The 23,149-nt window shown below is 73.2% G+C and carries 19 protein-coding genes; 11 read left to right on the forward strand and 8 right to left on the reverse strand.

The genetic code is table 11. The features are described 5' to 3' along the window. Window positions 1-55: 55 nt before the first annotated feature. Entirely contained in the window at window positions 56-1,099 is a 1,044-nt protein-coding gene (locus AB0C96_RS26305) for an NAD(P)/FAD-dependent oxidoreductase (protein WP_362920411.1), read from the forward strand. 588 nt (window positions 1,100-1,687) lie between these two features. Continuing rightward, complete coding sequence (locus tag AB0C96_RS26310; RefSeq protein ID WP_362920511.1) at window positions 1,688-2,632, forward strand: alpha/beta fold hydrolase; 945 nt, start codon at window positions 1,688-1,690, stop codon at window positions 2,630-2,632. A gap of 103 nt (window positions 2,633-2,735) precedes the next feature. Here the strand turns inward: AB0C96_RS26310 and AB0C96_RS26315 are convergent, their stop codons facing one another. The 3 genes from AB0C96_RS26315 to AB0C96_RS26325 all read right to left on the reverse strand — a co-directional run bounded on the left by AB0C96_RS26315 (window position 2,736) and on the right by AB0C96_RS26325 (window position 5,651). After that, on the reverse strand, window positions 2,736-4,112 hold the full coding sequence (locus AB0C96_RS26315) for an NtaA/DmoA family FMN-dependent monooxygenase (RefSeq protein ID WP_362920413.1): 1,377 nt from the start codon (window positions 4,110-4,112) through the stop codon (window positions 2,736-2,738). Window positions 4,113-4,132: 20 nt separating this feature from the next. Continuing rightward, window positions 4,133-5,404, reverse strand: coding sequence for an LLM class flavin-dependent oxidoreductase (locus AB0C96_RS26320; protein ID WP_362920415.1), 1,272 nt, complete (start codon window positions 5,402-5,404; stop codon window positions 4,133-4,135). A gap of 76 nt (window positions 5,405-5,480) precedes the next feature. Further along, window positions 5,481-5,651, reverse strand: a complete 171-nt coding sequence (locus tag AB0C96_RS26325; protein WP_362920418.1) for a putative leader peptide — start codon at window positions 5,649-5,651, stop codon at window positions 5,481-5,483. A 400-nt stretch (window positions 5,652-6,051) separates the two neighbouring features. Here AB0C96_RS26325 and AB0C96_RS26330 point away from each other — a divergent pair, with 400 nt between their 5' ends. From AB0C96_RS26330 to AB0C96_RS26350, 5 genes are all read left to right on the forward strand, one after another. Continuing rightward, a complete protein-coding gene (locus AB0C96_RS26330) occupies window positions 6,052-6,540 on the forward strand; it encodes a helix-turn-helix transcriptional regulator (protein ID WP_362920420.1) in 489 nt (162 codons plus the stop codon). Between the two features lie 79 nt (window positions 6,541-6,619). Beyond that, window positions 6,620-7,231 (forward strand): hypothetical protein, encoded by a 612-nt coding sequence (locus AB0C96_RS26335; RefSeq protein ID WP_362920513.1) that lies wholly within the window; start codon window positions 6,620-6,622, stop codon window positions 7,229-7,231. Beyond that, the gene (locus AB0C96_RS26340; RefSeq protein WP_362920422.1) at window positions 7,224-8,444 is read left to right on the forward strand and encodes an MAB_1171c family putative transporter; all 1,221 of its coding nucleotides are present in this window, start codon (window positions 7,224-7,226) and stop codon (window positions 8,442-8,444) included. Before AB0C96_RS26335 ends, AB0C96_RS26340 begins: the two co-directional genes overlap by 8 nt. A gap of 153 nt (window positions 8,445-8,597) precedes the next feature. After that, window positions 8,598-9,824: a cytochrome P450 gene (locus tag AB0C96_RS26345; protein WP_362920424.1), complete on the forward strand. Its 1,227-nt coding sequence runs from the start codon at window positions 8,598-8,600 to the stop codon at window positions 9,822-9,824. Window positions 9,825-10,065: 241 nt separating this feature from the next. Beyond that, window positions 10,066-11,217: a serine hydrolase gene (locus AB0C96_RS26350; RefSeq protein WP_362920426.1), complete on the forward strand. Its 1,152-nt coding sequence runs from the start codon at window positions 10,066-10,068 to the stop codon at window positions 11,215-11,217. A 197-nt stretch (window positions 11,218-11,414) separates the two neighbouring features. On the opposite strand, the gene AB0C96_RS26355 is transcribed toward AB0C96_RS26350, so the two are convergent. From AB0C96_RS26355 to AB0C96_RS26365, 3 genes are all read right to left on the reverse strand, one after another. After that, window positions 11,415-11,993 carry a DUF309 domain-containing protein gene (locus AB0C96_RS26355; protein ID WP_362920515.1) on the reverse strand — a complete coding sequence of 193 codons (579 nt, stop codon included), beginning with the start codon at window positions 11,991-11,993 and terminating at the stop codon, window positions 11,415-11,417. A gap of 191 nt (window positions 11,994-12,184) precedes the next feature. Next, window positions 12,185-12,517: a DUF427 domain-containing protein gene (locus tag AB0C96_RS26360; RefSeq protein WP_362920428.1), complete on the reverse strand. Its 333-nt coding sequence runs from the start codon at window positions 12,515-12,517 to the stop codon at window positions 12,185-12,187. Window positions 12,518-12,770: 253 nt separating this feature from the next. Then, complete coding sequence (locus AB0C96_RS26365; RefSeq protein ID WP_362920430.1) at window positions 12,771-13,643, reverse strand: TetR/AcrR family transcriptional regulator; 873 nt, start codon at window positions 13,641-13,643, stop codon at window positions 12,771-12,773. Window positions 13,644-13,849: 206 nt separating this feature from the next. Here AB0C96_RS26365 and AB0C96_RS26370 point away from each other — a divergent pair, with 206 nt between their 5' ends. The 4 genes from AB0C96_RS26370 (at window position 13,850) to AB0C96_RS26385 (ending at window position 20,052) form a co-directional block, all read left to right on the forward strand. Further along, window positions 13,850-15,916, forward strand: a complete 2,067-nt coding sequence (locus AB0C96_RS26370) for a SpoIIE family protein phosphatase (protein ID WP_362920432.1) — start codon at window positions 13,850-13,852, stop codon at window positions 15,914-15,916. 109 nt (window positions 15,917-16,025) lie between these two features. Beyond that, a complete protein-coding gene (locus AB0C96_RS26375; protein WP_362920433.1) occupies window positions 16,026-17,426 on the forward strand; it encodes a glutamine synthetase family protein in 1,401 nt (466 codons plus the stop codon). After that, the gene (locus AB0C96_RS26380) at window positions 17,426-18,622 is read left to right on the forward strand and encodes an amidohydrolase family protein (RefSeq protein ID WP_362920435.1); all 1,197 of its coding nucleotides are present in this window, start codon (window positions 17,426-17,428) and stop codon (window positions 18,620-18,622) included. Before AB0C96_RS26375 ends, AB0C96_RS26380 begins: the two co-directional genes overlap by 1 nt. A 188-nt stretch (window positions 18,623-18,810) precedes the next feature. Then, window positions 18,811-20,052, forward strand: a complete 1,242-nt coding sequence (locus AB0C96_RS26385) for an MFS transporter (protein ID WP_362920517.1) — start codon at window positions 18,811-18,813, stop codon at window positions 20,050-20,052. A 258-nt stretch (window positions 20,053-20,310) separates the two neighbouring features. On the opposite strand, the gene AB0C96_RS26390 is transcribed toward AB0C96_RS26385, so the two are convergent. Together AB0C96_RS26390 and AB0C96_RS26395 are read right to left on the reverse strand one after the other, a co-directional pair. Next, window positions 20,311-21,849: a M81 family metallopeptidase gene (locus AB0C96_RS26390; RefSeq protein ID WP_362920437.1), complete on the reverse strand. Its 1,539-nt coding sequence runs from the start codon at window positions 21,847-21,849 to the stop codon at window positions 20,311-20,313. 72 nt (window positions 21,850-21,921) lie between these two features. Next, window positions 21,922-23,100, reverse strand: coding sequence for an ROK family transcriptional regulator (locus AB0C96_RS26395; protein ID WP_362920439.1), 1,179 nt, complete (start codon window positions 23,098-23,100; stop codon window positions 21,922-21,924). Between the last annotated feature and the right edge of the window lie 49 nt (window positions 23,101-23,149).

The raw sequence follows: 23,149 nt of genomic DNA on the forward strand, positions 1-23,149 counted from the left end.
GGTACCACATCTGTGGTGATCCGAGATCGACGGGCGGGACGACTTGGGAGGCGTGATGACCGGAACGGCGGTTGTCGTCGGGGCGGGGGTCGGCGGGCTGGCGACGGCAATCGGGCTGCGCCGCGCGGGATGGAGCGTGTCCATCCTGGAGCGTCGAACCGAGCTGGAGCGGTACGGCACCGCGTTCGGCATCCACCCCACTGCGCAGGACGCCCTGGACCGCCTTGCGGTGGGCGAGGATTTCCGCCGCCTCGCAGTGCCGTACCGGGGCGCACGGATTCGTACCCCGGGCGGGCGGGTGGTGGCGAACCTCCCGCTGGAGCGCATCGAGCGCAAGTTCGGCCGTCCCGAACTCCTGATCTCCCGGCCATACCTGATCGACGCTCTGCTGGAGCAGCTGGACGCCTTCGGGAACGTGCCCCTCGAACTCGGAGAGAACGTCTCCGACGTAGAGTCGCTGGTGGCCGGACACGACCTGGTGATCGGCGCCGACGGCATAGGCAGTGCCGTGCGCGCCGCCTGCTTCGGCGTACGCAGCGCCCCGCGACGCGTGGGGACCGTCGCCTGGATCGGCATCGCAGACTTCGAGAGTGGCGTGTACGGCGAGACCTGGGGCAAGGGCCAGTTCTTCGGAATGACCCCGGTCGAGCCGGGCCGCACCAACTGGTACGCCGCCGTGCCCGAGGCCACCACCGCCGCACAACTCTGCGGGTACTTCGAGGGCTGGCACGAGCCCATACCCCGGATCCTCGCCGAGACAGATCCTGCCATCTGGATCCGCTATGAGATGCGGCATCTGTTCCCCGCCCTGCCGACCTTCGTGTGCAAAGGAAAGGTCGCGCTGGTCGGCGACGCGGCGCACGCTATGACGCCGAACCTGGGACAGGGCGCGTGCACGGCAATCCTGGATGCGGAGGCTCTGACCAGGGCCGTCGCCGAACGCGGACCCAACGGTCTGACGGCCGCCCTTCGCGCCTACGACTCGGAACGCCGGCGCAGCGCCCAGCGGGTCGCCTTCGGCTCCCGGAACCTGCACCGCTTCATGTCCACCGAGCACGCTCGACTCCGCAACTCGATGATCCGTCTGCTGCCGAGCTGACGGGTGGCTGGCGGTCACGCTCCGAACTGATTGCGCACCGAAAACGCGGCATTGCGCATTCGCTGTGCATCAAGTGCCAACATTGCGCACCGCTTCTCACGCGCCTCTCACGGATGGGACGTCATGAGATGGCATCAGGTGTCATGCAGGGCGGATGAGATAGGTCCTGACCTGCCCGATTTGGACTGGTGAACATTAGTCAGACACCCGTTCGACCGCTGGGCGCCAAGGGGTCGCAGGTTCAAATCCTGTCGTCCCGACTTGCGTAGTCGCAGGCGGGAGCCCGTTTTCGCAGAGATGCGGAGACGGGCTTCTGTGGCATTCCGGACGGTGTGTGCGACGCCGCGCACTCACGAGCCGCGCACTCGCGGCGCTGCCGGCTCGACGTGCTGTCTCGTGGCGGCCGGCTTTCACCTTATGGGGTGAATTTACTGGTGCAGTAGCCCCATTTGGCGCCTTGTCCGACTAACGTGGTGTTGTTTCCGATGTGCTCCGCGTGCCTGTCCGGCCGCCGTTGCCGACCGCCAGCCGTCCCGCCGTTGCCACTCGTCCGAGCCCCGGACCCGCCCTGATCAGGCTGTGAACGCCATGGACGCGACCGCACCGCCGCCGGGAACCCGACCACCGCCCGTCGTCCCGCCCGGCCGGCTGCCCGGATACCCCGGCCCGACCCAGTGGCACCGCGTCCCCGCCAACGGCCAGCACTACCTCGACACCGGCTCGGGCCACCCCGTACTGCTGCTGCACGGCAACCCGTCCTGGAGCTACGTCTGGCGGCATCTGCTGCCCGTCCTGTCACCGCACGTCCGCTGCCTGGCCCCGGACCTGCTCGGCATGGGGCTGTCGCCCCGGCCCCCGGTGCCCCCTGACGTCACCGACCGCTACACGGCCCAACTCGACGCCATGGACGCCCTCTTCGACCACCTCATCGACGTCCGTCGACTTCCCGGCCGGCGGTGGACCCTGGTGATGCACGACTGGGGCGGTCCGCTCGGCGTCGCATGGGCACTGCGCAACCCGGGGGTGGTCTCCCGGCTGGTCGTCCTCAACACCATCGCCTTCCGCTGGCCCCCGGGCCACCGCCTGCCCGTCCCGCTGAGATGTATCAGGGACTACGCACCCTTGGCCGCCCTCACGCACCTCACCAACGCCTTCGCCCGCGCCGCGGTACGCGTCGGCGTGGTCCGTCCGCTCGCCGCCGCGGAGCGCCGGGCGTACCTGTTGCCGTACGCCCGGCGCCGGGACCGCAGGGCGATCGTCGCATTCCTGCGGAGCATCCCCCGTCATGACGACGCGCCGGCCTGGCGGTTGCTCGAACCGGAGGACGGCGGCAGCGGTCTGACCGGACTGCCGGTGTTCGTCGGCTGGGGGATGCGGGACCCGGTCTTCACCCCGCTCGTGCTGGACGCCTGGGTGCGCCGGTTCCCACAGGCCCGCGTCCACGTCTACGCCGACGCCGGTCACTACGTGATGGAGGACGCCGCCACCGCCCTCGGGGGCCACCTTCGCGACTTCCTCCTGGAGACGGCGTGACGGCGAGCGGCCCGGACCGGGTGCTCGTCACCGGCGGCAGCGGCTTCCTCGGTACGGAGATCTGCCGCCGGCTCACCGCCCGCGGCACCCGAGCAGCGGAGCGTCATGAAGCCGCCCGCTCGTCGAGCGGCGCGGCGTCCGGGTGGGCCAGGCCGAGGTGGTCGCGCAGCGTGGTGCCCTGGTACTCCGTTCGGAAGGCGCCCTGCTCCTGGAGCAGCGGGACGACCCGGTCGGCGAAGGCGTCGAGGCCGCCCGGGGTGATGTGCGGGACGAGGATGAAGCCGTCGGAGGCGTCGGCCTGGACGAAGTCGTTGAGGGTCCGGGCGACCGTGGCCGGAGAGCCGACGAAGGACTGGCGGTTGCCGGTCTCGATGACCAGGTCGCGGATCGACCACTTGTTGGCGGCGGCGAGCTCCCGCCACTCGCGGGCGGTGGCCAGCGGATCGCGGTACATCCGCACCTGGGCTCGGCCGCGGGCGATGGTGTGCTCGCCGGGGTCGGGGTCGACGTCGGGCAGCGGGCCGTCCGGGTCGTACGCGGACAGATCGCGGTTCCAGACGAACTCCAGGTGCTTGATCGCGGTGGCGCCGCTGACCTGCTGGCGGCGCACCTCGCGGGCCAGCTCCGCCGCCTCGGCGTCCGTGTCACCGAGGACGAAGGTCGCGGCGGGCAGGATCAGCAGCTGGTCGGGCCGGCGGCCGTATGTGGCCAGGCGGCCCTTGACGTCCCTGTAGAACGCCTGCCCCTCCGTAAGAGTGCTGTACCGGCTGAAGATCGCGTCGGCGCCGGCCGCGGCGAACTCGCGGCCCTCGTCGGAGTCGCCGGCCTGGAAGACCACCGGCCGCCCCTGGGGGCTGCGCGGGACGTTGAACTGTCCCTGGATGTCGAAGTGCCGACCCTGGTGGACGAAGGCTCCGGCCCTGGCGTCCCGCAGGAAGGTGCCGGTCGCCTGATCGGCGACGAGCTCGTCGCCGTGCCAGGAGTCGAAGAGCTCCTGGGCGGTCGCCAGGAACTCCTTCGCCCGGGAGTACCGCTCCTCCTGCGGCAGGAAACCGCCGCGGCGGAAGTTCTCGCCGGTGAAGGCGTCCCAGGAGGTGACGACGTTCCAGGCGGAACGCCCACCGGACAGGTGGTCGAGGCTGGCGAACTGGCGGGCCACCTCGTAGGGCTCGTTGAAGGTCGAGTTGATGGTGCCGGTCAGGCCGAGGCGTTCGGTGACCGCGGCGAGGGCGGCGAGGACGGTGAAGGTGTCGGGCCGCCCCACCACGTCCAAGTCGTAGATCTTCCCGCCCTGTTCGCGCAGCCTGAGCCCCTCGGCGAGGAAGAGGAAGTCGAACTTGGCGCGCTCGGCGGTCCGCGCGAAGTGCGCGAAGGAGCTGAACTCGATGTGGCTGCCGGCCCCGGGGTCGCTCCATACCGTGGTGTTGTTGACGCCCGGGAAGTGCGCGGCCAGATGGATCTGCTTCAGTGGCTTGCTCATGTCGGTGGGGCCCTTCCGGCTCAGGCGGTGGTGGGGGTGAACCCGGGCCCGACGGGCGGAGCCGAGAGTTCGGGGGCGTAACGGTTGGCGGGGCGGGCCAACCCGAGCAGGCCGCGCAGGGTGTCGGCCTCGTAGGCGGTGCGGAAGGCGTCGCGGCGCTGGAGTTCGGGGACCAGGCCCCGGGTGATGGCCGGCAGGTCGTGCCCGGCGACGGCGGGTCGCAGCCTGAAGCCGCTCAGGCCTTCCGCCGCCAACTCCTGAATGAGGTCGGCCAGTTGGGCGGGTGTGCCGGTGAAGATGCGCGCGTCGCTCGGATACGGCTCTCCCGCGAGGGCGTCGAGGCGTCCGCGCCGGTCCTCCGCGGCGGCCTGGTCGTCGTCCAGGAAGACCACCAGGTCACCGAAGACGTGCAGGGGCTCGGCACCGCGCCCGGCCGCCTGCTGCTCGGCGCGGATCGCGGCGACGATTGCGCGGGCCTGGTCGGCGTCGTGCGGGGTGACATAGCCGATGTCGGCCTGGCGGGCGAGAAGCCGGTGGGGGACTGTCCGGTGGGCGAGTGCGGTGACGACCGGCTGCCCCTGCGGCGGCCGGGGCGTGATCGAGGGGCCCTTGACGCTGAAGTGCCGGCCTTCGAAGTCGATGTAGTGCAGCCGGTCGCGATCGATGAAGCGCCCGGTGGCGACGTCACGGATCTCCGCGTCGTCCTCCCAGCTGTCCCACAGGCGGCGCACCACCTCCACGTAGTCGACGGCCTCGTCGAGGAGTTCGCCGGCCACCTCCCGCGCCACCGGACCGTCCGGGCCCTCGGCGCCGAGGCGCGGGAGCTCCCGGCGGCCGAAGTGCGCGGCCTCGTTCTGCCGTGCCGACACCTCGATGCGCAGGCCCGCGCGACCGGCGCTGACGTAGTCCAGGGTGGCGATGGCCTTGGAGAGGTGGAACGGCTCGGTGTGCGTGGCGACCACGGTCGGGACCAGTCCGACGTGCCGGGTCAGGGGGGCGACCCGGGCGGCGACGAGCACCGCGTCCAGCCGTCCGCGCACCTGGTCGGTGCGCCCGTCCGGCTCGGTGGGGTGCGCGGACTGGAGCCCGAGCCCGTCCTCGATCGTCACGAAGTCCAGCAGGCCCCGCTCGGCCTCGGCGACCAGGACGGCCCAGTACGCGGCGGTGAACAAGTCCCGGGGCCGGGCGGCCGGTTCGCGCCAGGCGGCCGGGTGCCAGCCCGCGCCCTCCAGCGCGACGGCGAGGTGGAGCGAAGAGGGCAGGGGGGAGGAGAGCGAAGGAGAGGGGGACACGAAAGGGTGCCTTCCTGATCGACCGTGAGGGAGCGCCGTGCCTCGTCCGGAGGCTCGGCGGAATGAGGTGGGGCCTTCAGGAACAACAGAGCGCGGCGGCCACGCGCTGGAGGTCGATATGGGGCCGCGAATACAGCAGGACGCGGCGCCGGGGAGCCAGGACCCTGACGGGCGGGCAGGACGGCGAGGCCATGACCGGAGGGGAGGACGGGGACGTCAGGGCACGCAGGCAGGACAGGGGTGCCATGACCGTCACCTCCGCCCTCCCGGCTCGGTGTGCCCGGGGCCGCGCCGGGCGCCGCAGATGCGCCGCCGGCCACCGACCCTTCCTTGCCGTGCGGCACAACGCGCCGTCCCCGTCGGCTATTCCCGCCCGACGTCGGCTATTCCCGCCCGACGCCGGCGCGTTGAGGACGGGGGCGAGCACGGTCTCCTGCCGGCGCGGCCGGTGCGCCGCCGGGCGCCCGGTCCTTCGTCCCCGCTCTCCCCGCTGCCGTCACTCAACTGTTGGTTAAGACGGCCGACCCTCACTGTCCGTAAGTGGACTGGTGCACCCCGTTCGTTACGTGACAGGATGGGAGAGGCGCCAAGGGCGGCCTTAACTGTTCGTTGGGTTCGATGCGTTCGATGAATGGGGGAGACGGGGGATGGGCGTGGGGGGCGACGGCCGGTCCGGGACGGCGGGCAGTGTGCTCGCGGAGCGGCTCAACCACCTCTTCGCGAACATGCACCCGCCCGGCGCGCCGTACACCAACGCCTTCGTGGCGGAGGAGATCAGCGGTGGGGCCGAGGAGTACGGCGGGGTGAAGGTCACCGAGCAGTACCTGTCGATGCTGCGGAACGGCAAGCGGGCGAACCCGAGTCCGGAACTGCTGCGCGCGCTCGCCAAGTTCTTCGCCGTGCCGGTCGGCTACCTGCTGGGGGACCTCTCCCAGCCGCAGGCCGCGCGGGTGGAGGAGGAGGTCCGCTTCCTCGCCGCGATGCGCGACCAGCGGGTGCGGGCGATCGCGCTGCGGTCCGTCGGGCTGCCGCCGGAGGTGCAGGACAGCCTGACGACGATCATCTCCCAGTTCCGGCAGCAGATGAACCTGCCGGCCGACCCGCCGGCGCAGGGTGGTGACGGACGGGGTGAGTGATCCGGTAGGGACCGTGGACCGCGGCCAGCTCTTCGCCACCTGGCGGCCGGCCGGAGACGAGGACGGGACGAGCATGCGAGTGGGGCAGATACGCAGGCGGTGCAAGCGGCTCATCAGGGAGTTGGCGCTGCCCGCCGCGACCGATCTGCGAGGGATGTGCGAGATCGTCGCCACCCGCGTCGAGCGGCCCGTGCATCTGGTGCCGATGAGCCTGGGCGGGGTGGTCTCGGGCATGACGGCCGTCACCGACGACGGCTACTGGGTCTTCTACGAGCTCAAGACCTCACCGTGGCACCAGGCGCACATCGTGCTGCACGAGCTGAGCCACCTGCTGCTGGGACACGGTCAGGACCCGGCCGTCACCGAGGACGCCCTGAAGGTGTGGACCCCGTCGGTCGACGTCGCCACCGCCATGCAGCGGATGGGTCTGACCATGGGGTTCGCCCGGCACCACGGCTATGACAACCTCGCCGAGCGGGAGACCGAGGTGCTCGGCACCCTGCTGATGGAGCGGGTGGTGCCCTCGGAGGCCGAGCGCGAACTCCCCCTGGAGGGGCAGGCGGCCGAGCTGGCCGCGGCCCTGGGACCCGCGCTGCAACACGTCCGGCGGGAGCAGGACGCCCCGGCCGGCGGGGCGGCGAGCGATGACGTCGGCGCGGGCGCGGCGGGCGACGGGGGGCCGCGTGTTTGACGCCATCTACCTCTCGTTCGGGCTGGCCGCCTGGGTGATCGTCGGATACAAGTCCGTCGCGTGGTTCCGGGACCGCAGCAATGCGGACCTGGGGCTGGCCTGCGTGATGACCGGTGGCGTGGCGACGGTCTTCCTCTTCTCCGCGCCCAGCCTCTACCGGGCCTTCGACCGGCTGGTGGGCGTGGCCAACCTCGCCATGGTCTTCCTCTACTCCTCCGTCGTGGTGTTCGCCGCGGGCGCGCTCGTCCTGCTGCTGCGCTGGACGGCGGGCGAGGGCGCGGCAGCCCGCCGCCGCGCCCGGGCCCGGGCACGCGTGGCGGTCGGCACGGTCGCCGTGCTGTGGGCGGTGGCGATCACCGGCTTCGCGGTCGGCCGTCCGGACGCCGTGGAACACCCCAGGGACTTCAGCACCGCATACACCGACTCACCCGGGGTCATGCTGTTCCTGGTGCTGTATTTGACCATCTTCGGATCGAGCCTCGCGGGCCTGGGCACGCTCTGCCCCCGCTACGCCGCCCGGCTCGGCGGCACGCATCTGGCGCGCGGTCTACGGGTGTTGGCGGCGGGCTGCTGGCTCGGCCTGGTCTACTGCGCGTGCAAGGTCATCGGCTTCGTCCTCTCCTGGACGGGCCACCCCGCGCTCTGGCTCTCCAACGGGGTGGCGCCGCTGAGCGCCTCGGTCGCCGCGATCCTCGTCCTCGCCGGATTCGCGCTGCCGGCCGCCGGCCCCCGCGTCGCCGCCTGGCGCCGGCTGCGGCGGCTCTCCCCGCTCTGGCGGACCGTCACCGCACATGCCCCCGAGGTCACCATGGAGTCCTCGGCGTGGTCGGTGCGTTGGCCGTTCGCGGATCTGGAGTGGCGGGCCAACCGGCAGATGGCCGAGATTCGGGACGTGCAGCGCGGGATCCGTCGCCATGTGGAGTCGGACGCCGTCGACGTCGCCAGGGAACGGGCCCGGGCGGTCTCCCTCGACGACCGGCAGCTGGCCGCTGTCGCCGAGGCCGCCGCGCTGCGCCGGGGGCTGGAGAACCGCGCGGTCGGCCACTTCCCGGCCCACGGCGCCGACAGCGTGGTGGTGGCCACCGGCTCGGACGAGGCCGAACTCAGCGCCGAGTACGAGCACTTGGCGCTGGTCGCGGACGTCTACCACTCCCCGCTGATCGAGACCGTGCTCACCGAGCTGCGGCAGCGGAGCGCCATGGCGCGGGACTGAGGAACAACCACAGACGGGGTGGCCCGGCACGGGGGTCCGGGCCGCCCGAACCGCGTGGAGCGGCACCGGTCACCGGCCGGTGCCGCTCGCGCTCGTCGTACCGGATGGCGTGCGGCCGGCGGCAGGCGGCCACCGGGGCATACAGTCGGGATCATGCAGAACACCGCCGAGACCGGCCCCGATGCCCCGATCGACGTGACCCCCCTCCTCGACGACCCGTACGCCGCCTACGCCGCGCTGCGGGAAGCCGGCCCGGTGCACCGGATCACCGGTAACGACGGCAACCCCGCATGGCTGGTCACCCGCTACGACGACGTCCGCCGGGCCCTCGCCGACCCGCGGCTCTCCCTGGACAAGCGCAACGCCACCCCCGGCGGCTACCGGGGCTTCGCGCTGCCGCCCGCGCTGGACGCCAACCTGCTCAACATGGACCCGCCGGACCACACCCGGGTCCGCCGCCTGGTCGTCAAGGCCTTCACCCCCGGCCGGGTCGACGCGCTGCGCGCGCCCGTACGGCGGGTGGCCGACGGGCTGTTGGACGCGATGGTGGAGCGCGGCGCCCCGGCGGACCTGATCGCCGACTACGCGGGGCCGCTGCCGATCACCGTGATCTGCGATCTGCTCGGCATCCCCCAGCGCGACCGGCGCGACTTCCTGGCCTGGTCGGACGCGTTGATCACGCCGGATCCGACCCGGCCGGAGCTGATGAAGCAGGCGGTCGGGGCGATGCTGGAGTTCTACACCGGTCTGATCGCGGCCAAGCGCGCGGAGCCCGGCGACGATCTGCTCTCCGACCTGATCGCGGTGCGCGACGACGCCGACGGCAACCGGGACGGCGACCGGCTCACCGAGGACGAACTGACCTCGCTCGCCTTCCTCATCCTCTTCGCCGGGTACGAGAACACCGTCCACCTCATCGGCAACGCCGTGCTCACGCTGCTCGACCATCCGGAACAACTCCGTCAGTTGCAGCGTAATCCAGCCGAACTGCCGGCCGCGGTCGAGGAGTTCCTCCGCTACGACGGGCCGGCCCCGTTGTCGATCCGCCGCTTCCCCACGGAGGACGTGGAGATCGGTGGGGTGCGGATCCCGGCCGGGGAGAGCGTCCTCCTGTCGATCGCTTCCGCGAACCGCGATCCCGTCCGCTTCCCCGACCCCGACGTGCTGGACCGCGGCCGGGACCTCTCCGGGCACCTCGCCCTGGGGCACGGCATCCACTACTGCCTCGGCGCGCCCCTCGCCCGGATGGAGGCGGTCACCGCGCTGGAGGCGCTCCTCAGCCGGTTCCCGGGCCTCCGGCTGGACGTTCCGCGTGGTCAACTGCGGCATCGCCGGGCGCTGCGGGCACGTGGCCTGATTTCGCTGCCCGTCGCCTGGTAATCGAAAAACGAACAGGTTTTTGAGGCGTAACCCTTCGCCGATGAGGTAGAAAGGTTCCTGAGACCCGCCCGGTGTGCATCCCCCGTCGCACCGGGCGGGTCCTTCTTTGCACCTGTTGCAGGTGCGACACATCACCCCCGACACGCCGGGCGTCACCCACCTGCTGTGCTCCGTCTGGCTCATCCGTGCTGCGGGAGGCGCCGACCCTACTTAGCGTGACGGCATGGCATGTGATGCACGTGTGTCCCAGAAGGCAGCCGCGATGGCCCTCGCCGCCCTCGCCGGAGTTTCGCTGACGTCCATACCAGCCGCGGCCGGGGCGACGCCCCGTCGATCCGTCCGCGCCGACGCCGGGGTGCAGGTCGCCACCGCCCCCGGCATACCAAGGCTGCCCAGCGGCCTGACCGCCCTGTCCTGGATGGTGGCCGACGCGGACACCGGCAGCGTGCTGGCCGCCAAGGACCCGCACCGCCGGCTCGCCCCCGCCAGCACCCTCAAGACGCTGTTCGCGGTCACCGTCCTGCCGAAGTTCTCGGCCGACTCGGTCCGTCAGGTCAGCGCCACCGACCTGGCCGGCCTCGGTGCCGGCAGCAGCGTCGTCGGCGTCAAACAGGGCGGCCGCTACACCGTCGGCGACCTGTGGCGCGGTGTCTTCCTGCGCTCGGGCAACGACGCGGTGCACGTACTGGCCGCCATGAACGGCGGCTGGCAGACCACCGCCCGCGAGATGCAGCAGACCGCGCGCAGACTCGGCGCGCGCGACACCACGGTGAAGTCCCCCGACGGCTATGACGCGCCCGGCCAGGTGTCCTCCGCCCATGACCTGACCGTCTTCGCCCGCGCCGGGCTCGCCGACGAGGACTTCGCCGGCTACTGCGCCACCGCCCGCGCCGTGTTCCCCAGCTCCGGCGGTACCTCGATCGAGAACACCAACCGGATGTTGGTGGGCTCGCACGGCATGTCCCGCTACCCCGGCATCATCGGCGTGAAGAACGGCTACACCTCCAAGGCCGGCAACACGCTGATCGCCGCCGCCCGCCGGAACGGCCGTACGCTGCTGGTCACCGTGCTGAACCCGCAGTCACAGGTGGTCAACGGCGTCTACAAGGAAGCCGGTTCGCTGCTGGACTGGGGCTTCCGCACGTCCGACAACGCCCAGCCGATCGGCACCCTGGGGGCCGACCGCACCGCTGACGACGGCCCGCTCCTCCCCGTGGCCGCCGAGGCCGCCGACGTCGGCACCCGTGACGGCGTCCTCTGGCGCCCCGCCCTCGTCCTCGGGGCGGGCCTCGCCGGGATGGCGGTGCTCGGGCTGGGTGGCCTGCTCGCCGCGGGACGGCGGGTGCGGGTGCGCAGCGGGGAGGGGAGAGGGCGGCCCGGCGGGGGCTCGTAGGGTCCGCCGGGCAGGTCCTGGGACGGCGGCCTCGGGGTGGACGGGGCCGCCATCGCCTGGCCGTTCACGGCCGGGGGCCGGCGGCACATCGTGCCCCTTGCCTCCGTGGGCCAACTCGGCTGCATCCATGCCGAGTTGACTCGTCACCCGGAGTTGCCCCGCCGTCCGGAGTCCTCCGCCCGTCTTCCTCGCCGTCTTCAGCGTCCTTGGGCCGGGCGACTCCCGGTCGGGGTGTCAGTGCCGCGGAGCCGGGGAGCCGACTCCGCCGCCGACACGGTCCCGGGGCCGGTCAGACGGCCGGTCAGTTCGCGTGCCCAGGACCGGAGTCCGGCGATGTCGATCCCGTGGGGGGCGGCGTCCTCGTACGGTGCGATGGCCGTCAATCCACGGTCGAGCAGCGCCGTGCCCCCCACGGCATTGCCCCGGGCCCCATGGGTGAGCCCCACCGCCAGCTGGGCCAGCCCCCGCCACAACTCGCGCTCCGCTTCCGGCGCCGCCTTCCAGGCGTCCTCCAGCACCTCGTGGGCGTGGAAGGGCATCCCGGCGTCGAGCAGCCGCTGCGCCTCGGCCAGCGACTGCGCCGGCGTACGGGACACCCCCTCGGGCTGCCGTGCCACGCCCGGGGAGCCGTACGGCAACGGCCGGCCGAGGCCGTCCCGCGGGCGGGCGTTACGGGCCCGGCCCTGCTCGTCGCGGTCCCGGCGGCGGGCGGGGGAGTCCTCCTCCGTGCCGGCTCCGCAGTGCTCGCAGACCGCGCTGCCGGGCCGTTCCCGGATCCGTCCACAGGCCCGGCACACCTGGTCCAGCCAGCAGGCCGGGTCGCCGCCCTGGTCGTGAGCCCTCTTCGCGTCATCCACGCTTCGATTGTGCGCCCTGCGGCGCGATGCCCCCGAAGGGCCCGGAGGCGGGAGCGGAATCGGCAGGAAACTTCCTCCTCGCATCGGCCCTACCGGTGCCGCCGGGTGCCTCAGGCGACCTCGACCTCGTAGAAGCACAGATGATCCTTGATCTGCGCGACCTCCGGATGCGGATCGGGGTACGCCCAGGCCACGTCCTCCGGGCCGCCGGGGAGCGACCAGTAGGAGGCCGTGCCCTTGAAGGGGCAGACGGTGTGCGTCTCGGACGGGGTGAGCAGCTCGGTGCGGACGTCCTCGGGCGGCAGGTAGTAGCGCACCGGGTAGCCGGTCTCGGCGAGGAGGAGCGGACGGCGGCTGTCCGCCAGCAGCTGACCGTTGACCTCCACGCGGACGTGGTCGGTGCCCTGCGAGATCTCGATGTGGTGGCCGTGAACGGCACTCATGGTGGGTTCCCTTCGGTGGACGGGGGCTGCGGCAACGGGGCGACGGCGGACGGAACGCCTCACCGTACGACAGGCCTGCGGGCCGGTGCCGGCGCGAGGTCCGGACGCCTGGGGTGTTCACCCGTGCAGCGATCCCGTGCGGAGCCGCGTTCGGCGTTGGTGGCCTCGACGCCCCTGCTCAGGCAGGGTTGTCCGCCAGGCCGACGAGACCTCCAACTCGGGCCAGGGCGGGGAGGGACGCCGGTGCCCGCTCTCAGTCGGCGGTCAGTTCGCTCTCCACGAAGGCCAGCAGCGCGGCGTGCATCGTGTCGGGGCCGGTGCCGCCCGGCGCGGAGGCGAGCACCTGGGTGGCCAGCCCGTCGATCAGCGCGGTCAGCCGCAGTGCGGCGAACTCCGGATCGACGCGGCGGAAGACGCCCTGCTCGATGCCGCGACGCAGGACGTCGGCGACGGTGCCGCGCCACTGCCGGTGGGAGTGCTCGTACAGCCGCCCCACGGCCGTGGAGCGGGCGGCCTCGGTCCACAGGTCGAACCGCACCAGCCACTGGCGGCGCTGTTGCTCGCTGCGCGGGGTCTGGAGCGCGATGAGACGCAGCAGCTCCGCGCGGGCGTCCGGGGCCCCGGCCAGGCCGGTGGCGCGGCGCTCGGTGTCCTCGTCCAGGTACCGGCGCACGGCCGCTTCCAGCAGCTCGTCGCGGCCGGCGAAGTGGTAGTGCACGGCGGCGGGACTGGTGCCGCAGGCCGCCGCGACATCGGCGACCCGGACGCCGTGGAAGCCGTGCTCGGCGATCAGCCGGACGGTCTCCCGGACGAGCTGGAGCGGTCGCCCGCCCTCGGGGACGGGCGCCGGCTCGCGGCCGGGCGGTGCCGCCGGCCGCTCCCGGGCGCCGAGCAGCCAGCCGGTGTCGACCCCGCCGAGGTCCGCGATCCGCACCACCTCGGCCAGGGTGAAGCGCCGGGTGCCGCCCAGCGACCTGGAGAGTTTCGAGGGGTCCATGGCGATGCGCCGGGCGAATTCGCGCTGGCTGCAACCGAGCCGGCCGATCAGCTGCCGGACACGGTCCGTGACCGCTCCGGCGTCGTCGGTGACCCGGGGGTCGGCGTCCTCCCCGGGGGCGTTCTCCATGGCCCGGGACCGTAACAGGCGTGTTGAGAAAATCGCAATGGTGGGGGAGACGGGGTGGCGAGGTATCGCTGGTCCCGTGCGGTGATGAGGGTGGTGCGGCGAGAGTGACTGACGAGTGCGCCAGTGTCGGTGAGCGGGGTGGGGCGGCCCCGCGGAGGCGCCCGCCGGACACGCCGTAATCCGGGTGAATGTGGCAAAGTGACGACATGGCTGTCCGCCGGGGAGCGAAGCGGCCCACCGTGTCGGTGCCGGACGACTGGCCCGCCCACCCGGACCTGACGCTTGCCCTCAACGGCATGGGCGGCTTCGACTGGGACCTCGACAGCGGGCTGATGCACATGGACCCGCCCGCCCTTGAGGTCTTCGACATGCACCCGTCCGAGTACGACGACCGCCCCGCGACCCTCAACCGCCGCGTCCCCACCCATGAGGCGGCCCGGCTGGACGCCCTGGTGGACCGGGCGCTCAAGGACGGCAGCGACTCCTACGGCGCCTACTTCCGGGTACGGTTGCGCGACGGCCGACTCCGCTGGACCCACGCCCAGGGCAGCATCCGCCGGGACAGGACCGGACGCCCGCGCCGCATCATCGGCGTGGTCCGCGACGCCACCCACGAGTACACCCACGCGGCGGAGCGGCTCGCGGTCGACGAGGAACGGCGTCGGCACACCAGCGTCGTCGAGCGCACCACCGCAGCCCTGGCGCACGCCAGAACGGTCGGCGAGGTGATCGCGGTGCTCGCCGACGAGCAGGGGCTGAGCCGGCTGGGAGCCGAGAACATCATCCTCGGACTGGTCGAGGCGGGCCGCATCCGGCTGGTCTCCGAGGGCAAGGCCGGCAGCTTCGTACCCGACCTCGAGTACACCCGGGTCGGCGACGAGTTCCCGATGAGCGAGGTGGTGCGCACCCTCACCCCGCGCTATGTGCACAGCCGCGCGGAGTTCAAGTACGGCTACCCCCGGCTGTGGCCCGCCATCGAGCCGCTCAACGTCAACTCCGCCGCCTATCTGCCGCTGATCGCCCAGGGCCGCCTCATCGGCGTGATCGGCCTGTTCTACGAGCGCGAGAGCGAGTTCCGCGACCAGGAGCGCAACGTCCTGCTGGCCCTCGGCAGCAGCATCGCGCAGAGCCTGGCCCGCGCCATGCTCTACGACCAGGAACACGAGATCGCCGCCGGCCTCCAGCAGGCCATGCTGCCGCGCCGGATCCCCGGCGTCCCCGGCGCGCAGATCGCGGTCCGCTACCGCTCCGCCCGGATGGGCCGGGACATCGGCGGCGACTGGTACGACGTGATCCCGCTCCCCAACGGCCGGGTCGCCGCCGTCATCGGCGACGTCCAGGGCCACGACACCCAGGCCGCGGCGCTGATGGGCCAACTGCGGATCGTGCTGCGCGCCTACGCCGCCGAAGGACACGCCCCCGCCACGGTCATGGGCCGGGCCTCCGCCTTCCTCAACGAACTGGAGACCGACCGCTTCGCCACCTGCATCTACGTCGACGTGGACCTGAGCACCGGCGCGGCCCGGATCGTCCGGGCCGGCCACATCGACCCCCTGCTCCGCCACCCCGAGGGCATCTGCCGCCGGCTCCCGGTGGCCGGCGGACTGCCGCTCGGCATCTCCTCCGAGTTCCGGCGGCTCGACTACCCCGTCACCACCGTCCAACTCGCGCCCGGGGACACCCTGCTGCTGTGCACCGACGGCATCGTCGAACAACCCGGGACCGACCTCGACGAAGGGATGCAGCACCTGGCCCGCGAGATCCGCGAGGGCCCGCAGGACGTCCAGCAACTCGCCGACCGGCTCTGCGAGTCCGCGGGCGAACGCACCGGCGAGGACGACATGGCGATGCTGCTGATGCGCCGTCTCGGCGCCCCGGAGCACGACACCGTGGGACGGTTCCGCCAGTACATCCCCCCGGCCGACCCGGAAGCCCTCTCCGCCGCCCGGCACATGATCCGGGCCGCGGTGCGCGCCTGGGGCGCGGCCGAACGGGCCGAGGAGATCGAGCTGGTCGCCGACGAACTGATCACCAACGCCCTGCTGCACACCGACGGCGAGGCGGTGGTCAACATCCGGATGCCGCACAGCGTCGAGCGCCGGCTGAGGCTGGAGGTCGAGGACCACTCCAGCAGCCTGCCCCGGCGCCGCGAACCGGGCGAGGCCGGCGTCTCCGGCCGGGGCCTGCTCCTCGTGGACCGGCTGGCGGACGTTTGGGGTGTGGAGCCGCGCGGCGGCGGAAAGTGCGTATGGTGCGAGTTCAACTGCCCCTGACCGGGATGGGGGTACCTCCCAGCGTTGGCCGGGGGAGCGTCCAGCCGTCCCGGACATCAGCGGGGACACGGACGCCGAGCGATCGGCACGGGCGAGTGAGGACGGCTCTATGGCAACGCGGGCTGCGGAACAGCGCGAGAACGCCGGCCAGTCGGCGGCGCGGCTGGCAGCGGAAGGCGTCCAGAACGTGGCACTGACCTGGGTGGACAACGCGGGCATCACCCGCGTCAAGACCGTCCCGGCGCGGCGCCTGGCGGACGCCGTGGTGCGCGGTGTGGGGATGTCGCCGGTCTTCGACGTCTTCACCTCCGACGACGCCATCACCGCATCCGACCACCTCGGCGGGCCCGACGGGGACCTGCGGCTCTTCCCCGACCTGGACCGCCTCACCCCCCTCGCCGCCCAACCCGGCTGGGCCTGGGCCCCGGTCGACCGCTACGACCAGCTCGGCGTGCCGCACCCCGCCTGCCAGCGGCAGTTCGCCCGGCGGATGGCCGAGCGGGCCGGCGCGGCCGGCCTGGACGTGCGGATGGGCTTCGAGACCGAATGGGTGGTCACCCGCGCCCCCGAGGGTCACCAGCCGGCCGCCGTCGCGGCACAGGAGCCGCTCGACTACCCCTGCGCGGGCCCCGCGTACGGCATGACCCGGGTCGTGGAACTCTCCGACTACCTCCGCGACGTCACCGAGGCGCTGGCCGTCCAGGACATCGACGTCCTCCAGCTCCACCCCGAGTACGCGCCGGGCCAGTTCGAGGTCACCACTGCCCCGGGCGACCCGGTACGCGCTGCCGACGACGTCGTCCTGGTCCGCGAGACCGTCCGCGCGGTCTCCGCCCGGCACGGGCTGCGCGCCTCCTTCGCCCCGTCCGTCGTCGCCGGACAGGTCGGCAACGGCTGCCACCTCCACCTCGGCCTCTACCGCGACGGCCGCAGCCTGCACCGCACCGCCGACGCCGACTGGGGCCTGGCACCGGACGCGGTGGCCTTCCTCGGCGGCATCCTGAACGCGCTGCCCGCCCTGCTCGCCATCGGCTGCCCGTCCCCCGCCAGCTACCTGCGGTTGCAGCCCTCCCACTGGGCCGGCATCTACCAGTGCTGGGGCGTGGAGAACCGCGAGGCGGCGATCCGGCTGATCACCGGCGCCCCCGACGACCCGGACGGCGGCCACGCCGAGGTCAAGACCTTCGATGCCGCCGCCAACCCCTACCTCGCCGTCGGGGCGGTGCTCGCCGCCGGACTGCACGGCATCGAGTCCGGCGCCCGGCTGCCCGCGCCGCAGACCGGCGACCCGGGCACCCTCGGCGTCCGCGAGCGCGCCCGGCGCGGCATCGTTCGGCTGCCCGCCACCCTCGGCGAGGCCGCCGACCGGCTGGAGAAGTCGGCGCCGCTCCACGAGGCGATGGGCCCGGTGCTGCACGGCGCGGTGCTCGCGGTCCGGCGCGCCGAGGAGGCGCACTTCGCGGACTGCGAACCCGAGGAGATCGCCGCCGCCACCCGCTGGCGCTGGTGATGCCCGCGGACGCCCCGGGGAGCGTCCCCGGCCCCGCCGACGACCTGCCGCCGCTGGTCGACCACCACTGCCACGGCGTGATCCGGCACGACCTCGACCCCGGGACGTTCGCCGGGTACCTCACCGAATCCGACCGGCCACCCGCGGCGGGCACCACCTTCTTCGACACCCAGGCCGGCTTCGCCGTCCGCCGCTGGTGCCCGCCGCTGCTCGACCTGCCCGCGCACTGCCCGCCCGACCGCTACCTCGCCCGCCGCCGCGCACTGGGCCCCGACGAGACCCGGCGCCGCCTGCTGCGCGCCACCGGCATCGGCACGTACCTCCTGGACACCGGGCTGCCCGGCGACCTCACCGGGCCGACGGAGACGGCCGCCGCGGGCGGGGGCGTCGGCCACGAGGTGGTCCGCCTGGAGACGCTCGCCGAGCACACCGCGGCCGCCGTACCCGACGCCGACGACCTCCTCGACGCCCTCGCCCTCGCCGTCCGGGACGCCGCCCGGAGCGCCGTCGCCTTCAAGACCGTCGTCGCCTACCGCCACGGCCTCGCGCTGGCCCCCGAGCGGCCGGACACCGACGCGGTGCACGCCGCCGCACGCGCCTGGTGGGCCGCCGGGACGCCCCGCCTCACCGACCCGGTCCTGCTGCGCCATCTGATCTGGTTGGCCGTCGCCACCGGCCGCCCCCTCCAGCTCCACACCGGCTTCGGCGACCCCGACCTCCGGCTCGACCACGCCGATCCGGCGCTGCTGACCGACCTGGTCCGCGCCACCGCCGATACCGGCACCGACCTGGTGTTGCTGCACTGCTACCCCTACCACCGGCAGGCCGCCTATCTGGCGGCCGTCTTCCCGCACGTTCACGCCGACATCGGGCTGACGCTGACCCACACCGGCCCGCGCGCCACCGCCGTCCTCGCCGAATTCCTGGAGCTCGCCCCCTTCGGCAAGCTGCTCTTCTCCACCGACGCCTATGGCCTCCCCGAGTTGTACGTGGTCGGCAGCGCGCTCTTCCGGACCGCGCTGGCCGGCGTGCTGGGGGAGTGGACGGCCAGTGGGGCGTGGTCGGAGGACGACGCCCGCCGGGTCGGGGCGATGATCGCCGCGGAGAACGCCCGCCGGGTGTACGGGCTGCCGGCCCACGGCGTCACACCACCGGACGGTCGCCCGCGCGCGCAAGGAGGCTCGCCCGCGCCGTGAGGACGCCGGCTCGGCGCACGTAAGGAGCACACGGCCGGAGTGCCTCTTCCGCCCCGCCGTCCGGCGTGCCACCGGTGCGTGCTTTACTGCGCCGCGTGGCCCCTACAACGACTTCCGGTGAGACCTCCGGTGGGACGTCCGGCGAGACGTCCGGCGAGACCTCTTCGCCGAGCCCGCAAGAGCATGAAATACCCCTGCGCTCGCGGATATTCGCCGATCTGACCCCGCTGCGCACCTCCCCCGACTACCGCCGCCTGTGGTGCGGCAACACCATCTCCTGGATGGGCCAGCAGATGACCGCACTCGCGGTCTCCCTCCAGGTCTACGCCATCACCCGCTCCACCTTCGCGGTCGGCATGGTCGGCCTGTGCTCACTGGTCCCGCTGGTGGTCTTCGGGCTGTACGGCGGCGCCATCGCCGATACCGTCGACCGTCGCAAACTGGGCCTGTACAGCGCCGCCGGCGCCACCGCGATGTCCGTGACGCTGGCCACCGCCGCGCTCGTCGGATACCACCGGGTCTGGCTGCTCTACACCGTCGTCGCCCTACAGGCCGTCTGCTTCGCGATGAACTCCCCGGCCCGCACGTCGATGATCCCCCGGCTGCTGCCCACCGAGCAGCTGCCCGCCGCCAACGCCCTCAACTCCCTGACCAGCAACCTCGGGCTGATGGGCGGGCCGATGCTGGGCGGTGTCATCGTCGGCCTGTGGGGGTACCAGGCGGCCTACCTCATCGACGTGGCGGCGTTCAGCGGATCGCTGTATGCGATGTGGCGGCTGCCGGCGATGCGCCCCGACCAGGGGGACGGCCCGCGGCGCCGGGCCTCCGTCCTGGACGGCCTGCGCTTCCTGGCCACCCGCCCCAACCTGCGGATGACGTTCTTCTCCGACATGGCCGCGATGGTGCTCGCCCAGCCGCGCGCGCTGTTCCCCGCGGTGGCGGTGCTCTGGTTCGCCGGGGACGCCAAGACCGTCGGACTGCTGGTCGCCGCGCCCGCGGTGGGTGCCGTACTGGGCGGGCTGTTCTCCGGCTGGCTCGGCGGGATCCGCCGGCACGGACTGGCCATCCTGATCGCGGTGGCCTCCTGGGGCGCGGCCATCGCCTGCTTCGGGCTCTCCCGTCACCTGTGGCTCGGACTGTTCTTCCTGGCGGTGGCAGGCTGCGCGGACACCGTCTCGATGGTGTTCCGCAGCACCATGCTTCAGGCCGCCACGCCGGACGCGATGCGCGGCCGCCTCCAGGGCGTCTTCATCGTCGTGGTGGCCGGCGGCCCGCGCCTGGGCGACTTCCTCGCCGGCTCGGTGGCCGACCTGACCTCACCGGCCACCGCCGTCATCGGCGGCGGCCTCGCCTGCATCCTCGTGGTCACCGTCCTCGGTCTCACCCGCCGCGCCTTCGCCCGCTACGACGCACGCGATCCACAGCCGTAGGGGCGGGCGTTCCGTCCGGGGCGGTGTGGGTGGGGCACCCGGGGCCTCGGGGTGGGACACCCGGGCCTCGGAGTGGGGCAGGCGTGGGGTGGGTGGGGCCCGTAGGGGGTGGGCGAACGGATCCCGTAGGGGACGGATGCGCCCCCTGCGGGGCCACAACGCGGCGGGTGCGGGGGGTATTCCCGTGTCCGGTCGGAACCGAGCGCGCCACAGCAACACGGGCGTCAAGCCCGCCACAGCAACACGGGCGTCGGCCCGTCACAGCAACACGGGCGTGAGGTCCGGGTCCTCGAAGCCCTCGTCGTCGAAGGGGTAGAGCGGCCGCAGCACCTTGTGGTGACCCAGCCGCAACAGGTCCTGGTCGACGCCGCCCGGCGTGAGGGCGAGGAGCCAGTCCGCGGCCATCGCGTACAGCTCGGGCTCCAGGTAGCCGATCTTGACGACCACCAGGTCGTGGGCGAGCGGGTCCAACGAGCCGAAGTCGGCACGGGTGTGGAAGGGCTTGCGGCGTTCGGTCAGGACGACGGTCACCCCGCCGCAGGTGACGGCCGCGGACCGGCCGCCCCCGTCGTACGCCGGATTGCCGCGCGGCGCACCGGAGTCGGGGGCGGCCCCGTCCTCCAGAGCGGTGACGGTGCCGGTCAGCTCGTACGGCTCCGCGTGCGCACCGGTGCCCGCGCTGAACCGGCCGCCCACCCGGAGCACCACCTCGGCGCCCACCCCGGCGTCGAAACAGGCGGCGACCGCCTCCGGGTCGGTGATGCCCGGATGCAGGGCGGTCACCCGGCCGCTCGCCAGCTCCTCGTCGGCCAGCAGCCGGCCCAGCATGTACGGCAGGTCGCCCGCGCCGCCGGCTGTGGGGTTGTCGCCCGAGTCGCTGATCAGGAAGGGCCGGGCGGGGGAGGCGACGGCGCGGGCGATGCAGTCGTCGGCGTCGCCGGTCGGGCCGACGAACACGAACTCGCGGCGGGCGTCCCAGTACGCGCGGGCCAGTGACGCGGCCTGGGCGACGGCGAGTCGGGGATCGTCCCCGGTGACCACCACCGCGGCCCGGCAGCGCTGCTCGTCGGCCCAGGCGTACCCCACCCAGACCGCCGCGTCGACGATCCCGTCGAGCGCCTCGACCGCCGCCAGTCGACCGTAGAGGGACGCGGCCGGTTCCAGCCGGGTGCTGGTCTTCTCGCCCGGGAGGAGCACCGGCACCTGCACCCAGGCCCGGTGCGGGCGCCCCCTCCCGGAGACCAGCCGCTCGGCGAGCTTGCGGGCCGCCCGCTCCCGGGTGTCCCAGGCGTCCTCGTGCGGTGCCATGCGGTGCGCGGTGAGCAGGTCGAGGTGTTCGGCGAGCCGGCGCGAGACGTTGCCGTGCAGGTCCATGGCGGCCGAGATGAGGGTGGCGGGGCCGGTCGCGGCCCGTACGGCGTCGGTGAGGTCGGCCTCCGCATCGTCCAGGCCGACCACGCTCATCGCCCCGTGAATGTCGTAGACCAGGCCGTCCAGCGGCCCCGACGCCGCGATGCGGTCGGTCAGTTCGGTCTTGATGCGGTCGTAGGTGGCGCGTTCCACCGGGCCGCCGGGCACCGCGACGGCGTGCACCAGCGGCACCCACTCGACCCGCTCGGCCAGCTCGTCGTCCGGCCGGGTCCAGGTGTAGCGGTCCAGCAGCGCGTCGCCCCGGGTGACGCGGAAGTCCTCGTAGGTCGAGCGGTGCGGGCAGAACTGACTGGACTCGATCGCCATGCCCCCGATGCCGATGCGCAGGCGCGGCGAGAGGGACCGGGGGCCGGTCGGTACGGGCATGAGGGCTCGCTCTCCACGGGGTGGCGGGTGGCGGGTGTGGGTGGTGCGGCGGGCCGTGGCGGCGGGGGAGGGTCAGTCACGTCCGGCCGCGGCCGTGGCGGTGGCGCCGGTCCCGGCGGTCCGGCGGAGTACGGCGTGGCCCGCGCCCAACAGGCCGGCGTCCGGGCCGCAGGCGGCGGCGTCGATGGTGAGTTCGCTGGTGGCCATCGGCAGACAGCGTTCGTAGAGCACCCCGCGGACGGCCGCCACCAGCGGCTGGGCGCCGGCGAGCGCGCCGCCGAGGACCACCGCCTCGGGGTTGAAGAAGTTGACCACGACGGCGAGCACCGCGCCGATGTCCCGGCCGGCCTGCCGGACGAGGGTGGTGGCGTGCGGTTCGCCGTTCTCGACCAGTCGCAGGATGTCGGTGGCGGAGTCCACGGCGAGGCCCTGGCCGCGCAGCGCGGTGGCGAGCGCGGCACCGCTCGCCACGGTCTCCAGACAGCCGATGTTGCCGCAGGAGCAGGGGAGTCGGGCGGCCTCGTCCACCCGGACGTGGCTGATGTCGCCGGCCGACCCACGGGCCCCGCGGTACAGCCGGCCGTCGCTGATGACACCGGACCCGATGCCCCGGCCGGCCTTGACGACCACCAGGTGGCGCCGGGTGGGGTGGGCGGCGCGGTGTTCACCCAGCGCCATCATGTTGGCGTCGTTGTCCAGCAGCACCGGCAGGCCGAGGCGGTCCGCGAGCCGGTCGCGCAGCGGGAAGAGGTGCCAGCCGGGCATCCGCGACGGCGCGATGATCCGGGCGCCGTCCGCGTCGACCGGGCCGGGGAAGCCGACGCCCACGCCGCGCACCGTACGCCCGGCCGCGCGTTGCCGCTCGGCCAGCGCCCCCAACCGCTCGGCGAGCGCGTCCAGGGCCGGTTCGGGGCCGGCGGTCAGGTCGACGGCTTGGTCGTCGGTGTCGCGGGCGCCGCCGGTCAACCCGACCGCGCCGGTGCGGATGTGATGGCTGCCCAGGTCGGCGGCGAGCGCCACGGCTCCCCGGTCGGCGACCCGCAGCAGTCGTGGACGGCGGCCGCCGCGCGAGGCGCCCTCGCCGGACTCGGTGAGCAGCCCGGCCTCGACGAGTTCCTGGACGCGGGCCGAGACGGTGGACGCGGCGAGTCCCAGCTCGCGCACCAGGTCCGCGCGGGAGGCGGCGGAGCCGTTCGCGACGAGTTCGAGGACGTGCGCGGGGGAACCGGGCTGCTCGTCGAGGGCGGTCATGGGGCACCTTTCGCCGGACGGTGCGGGTTGCGGAGCGGGAACCTCCTTC

Origin of the sequence: Streptomyces sp. NPDC048506 (assembly GCF_040651315.1) — a bacterium.
Classification (GTDB): Bacteria; Actinomycetota; Actinomycetes; order Streptomycetales; family Streptomycetaceae; genus Streptomyces.

Bases quoted from the DNA above. Each gene is read 5' to 3' on its own strand.
- AB0C96_RS26345 (WP_362920424.1), top strand. From the start codon at position 8,598: ATGCAGAACACCGCCGAGACCGGCCCCGATGCCCCGATCGACGTGACC.
- AB0C96_RS26330 (WP_362920420.1), top strand. From the start codon at position 6,052: ATGGGCGTGGGGGGCGACGGCCGGTCCGGGACGGCGGGCAGTGTGCTC.
- AB0C96_RS26365 (WP_362920430.1), bottom strand. From the start codon at position 13,643: ATGGAGAACGCCCCCGGGGAGGACGCCGACCCCCGGGTCACCGACGAC.
- AB0C96_RS26395 (WP_362920439.1), bottom strand. From the start codon at position 23,100: ATGACCGCCCTCGACGAGCAGCCCGGTTCCCCCGCGCACGTCCTCGAA.
- AB0C96_RS26375 (WP_362920433.1), top strand. From the start codon at position 16,026: ATGGCAACGCGGGCTGCGGAACAGCGCGAGAACGCCGGCCAGTCGGCG.
- AB0C96_RS26390 (WP_362920437.1), bottom strand. From the start codon at position 21,849: ATGCCCGTACCGACCGGCCCCCGGTCCCTCTCGCCGCGCCTGCGCATC.
- AB0C96_RS26305 (WP_362920411.1), top strand. From the start codon at position 56: ATGACCGGAACGGCGGTTGTCGTCGGGGCGGGGGTCGGCGGGCTGGCG.
- AB0C96_RS26370 (WP_362920432.1), top strand. From the start codon at position 13,850: ATGGCTGTCCGCCGGGGAGCGAAGCGGCCCACCGTGTCGGTGCCGGAC.
- AB0C96_RS26325 (WP_362920418.1), bottom strand. From the start codon at position 5,651: ATGGCACCCCTGTCCTGCCTGCGTGCCCTGACGTCCCCGTCCTCCCCT.
- AB0C96_RS26360 (WP_362920428.1), bottom strand. From the start codon at position 12,517: ATGAGTGCCGTTCACGGCCACCACATCGAGATCTCGCAGGGCACCGAC.
- AB0C96_RS26315 (WP_362920413.1), bottom strand. From the start codon at position 4,112: ATGAGCAAGCCACTGAAGCAGATCCATCTGGCCGCGCACTTCCCGGGC.
- AB0C96_RS26310 (WP_362920511.1), top strand. From the start codon at position 1,688: ATGGACGCGACCGCACCGCCGCCGGGAACCCGACCACCGCCCGTCGTC.
- AB0C96_RS26380 (WP_362920435.1), top strand. From the start codon at position 17,426: ATGCCCGCGGACGCCCCGGGGAGCGTCCCCGGCCCCGCCGACGACCTG.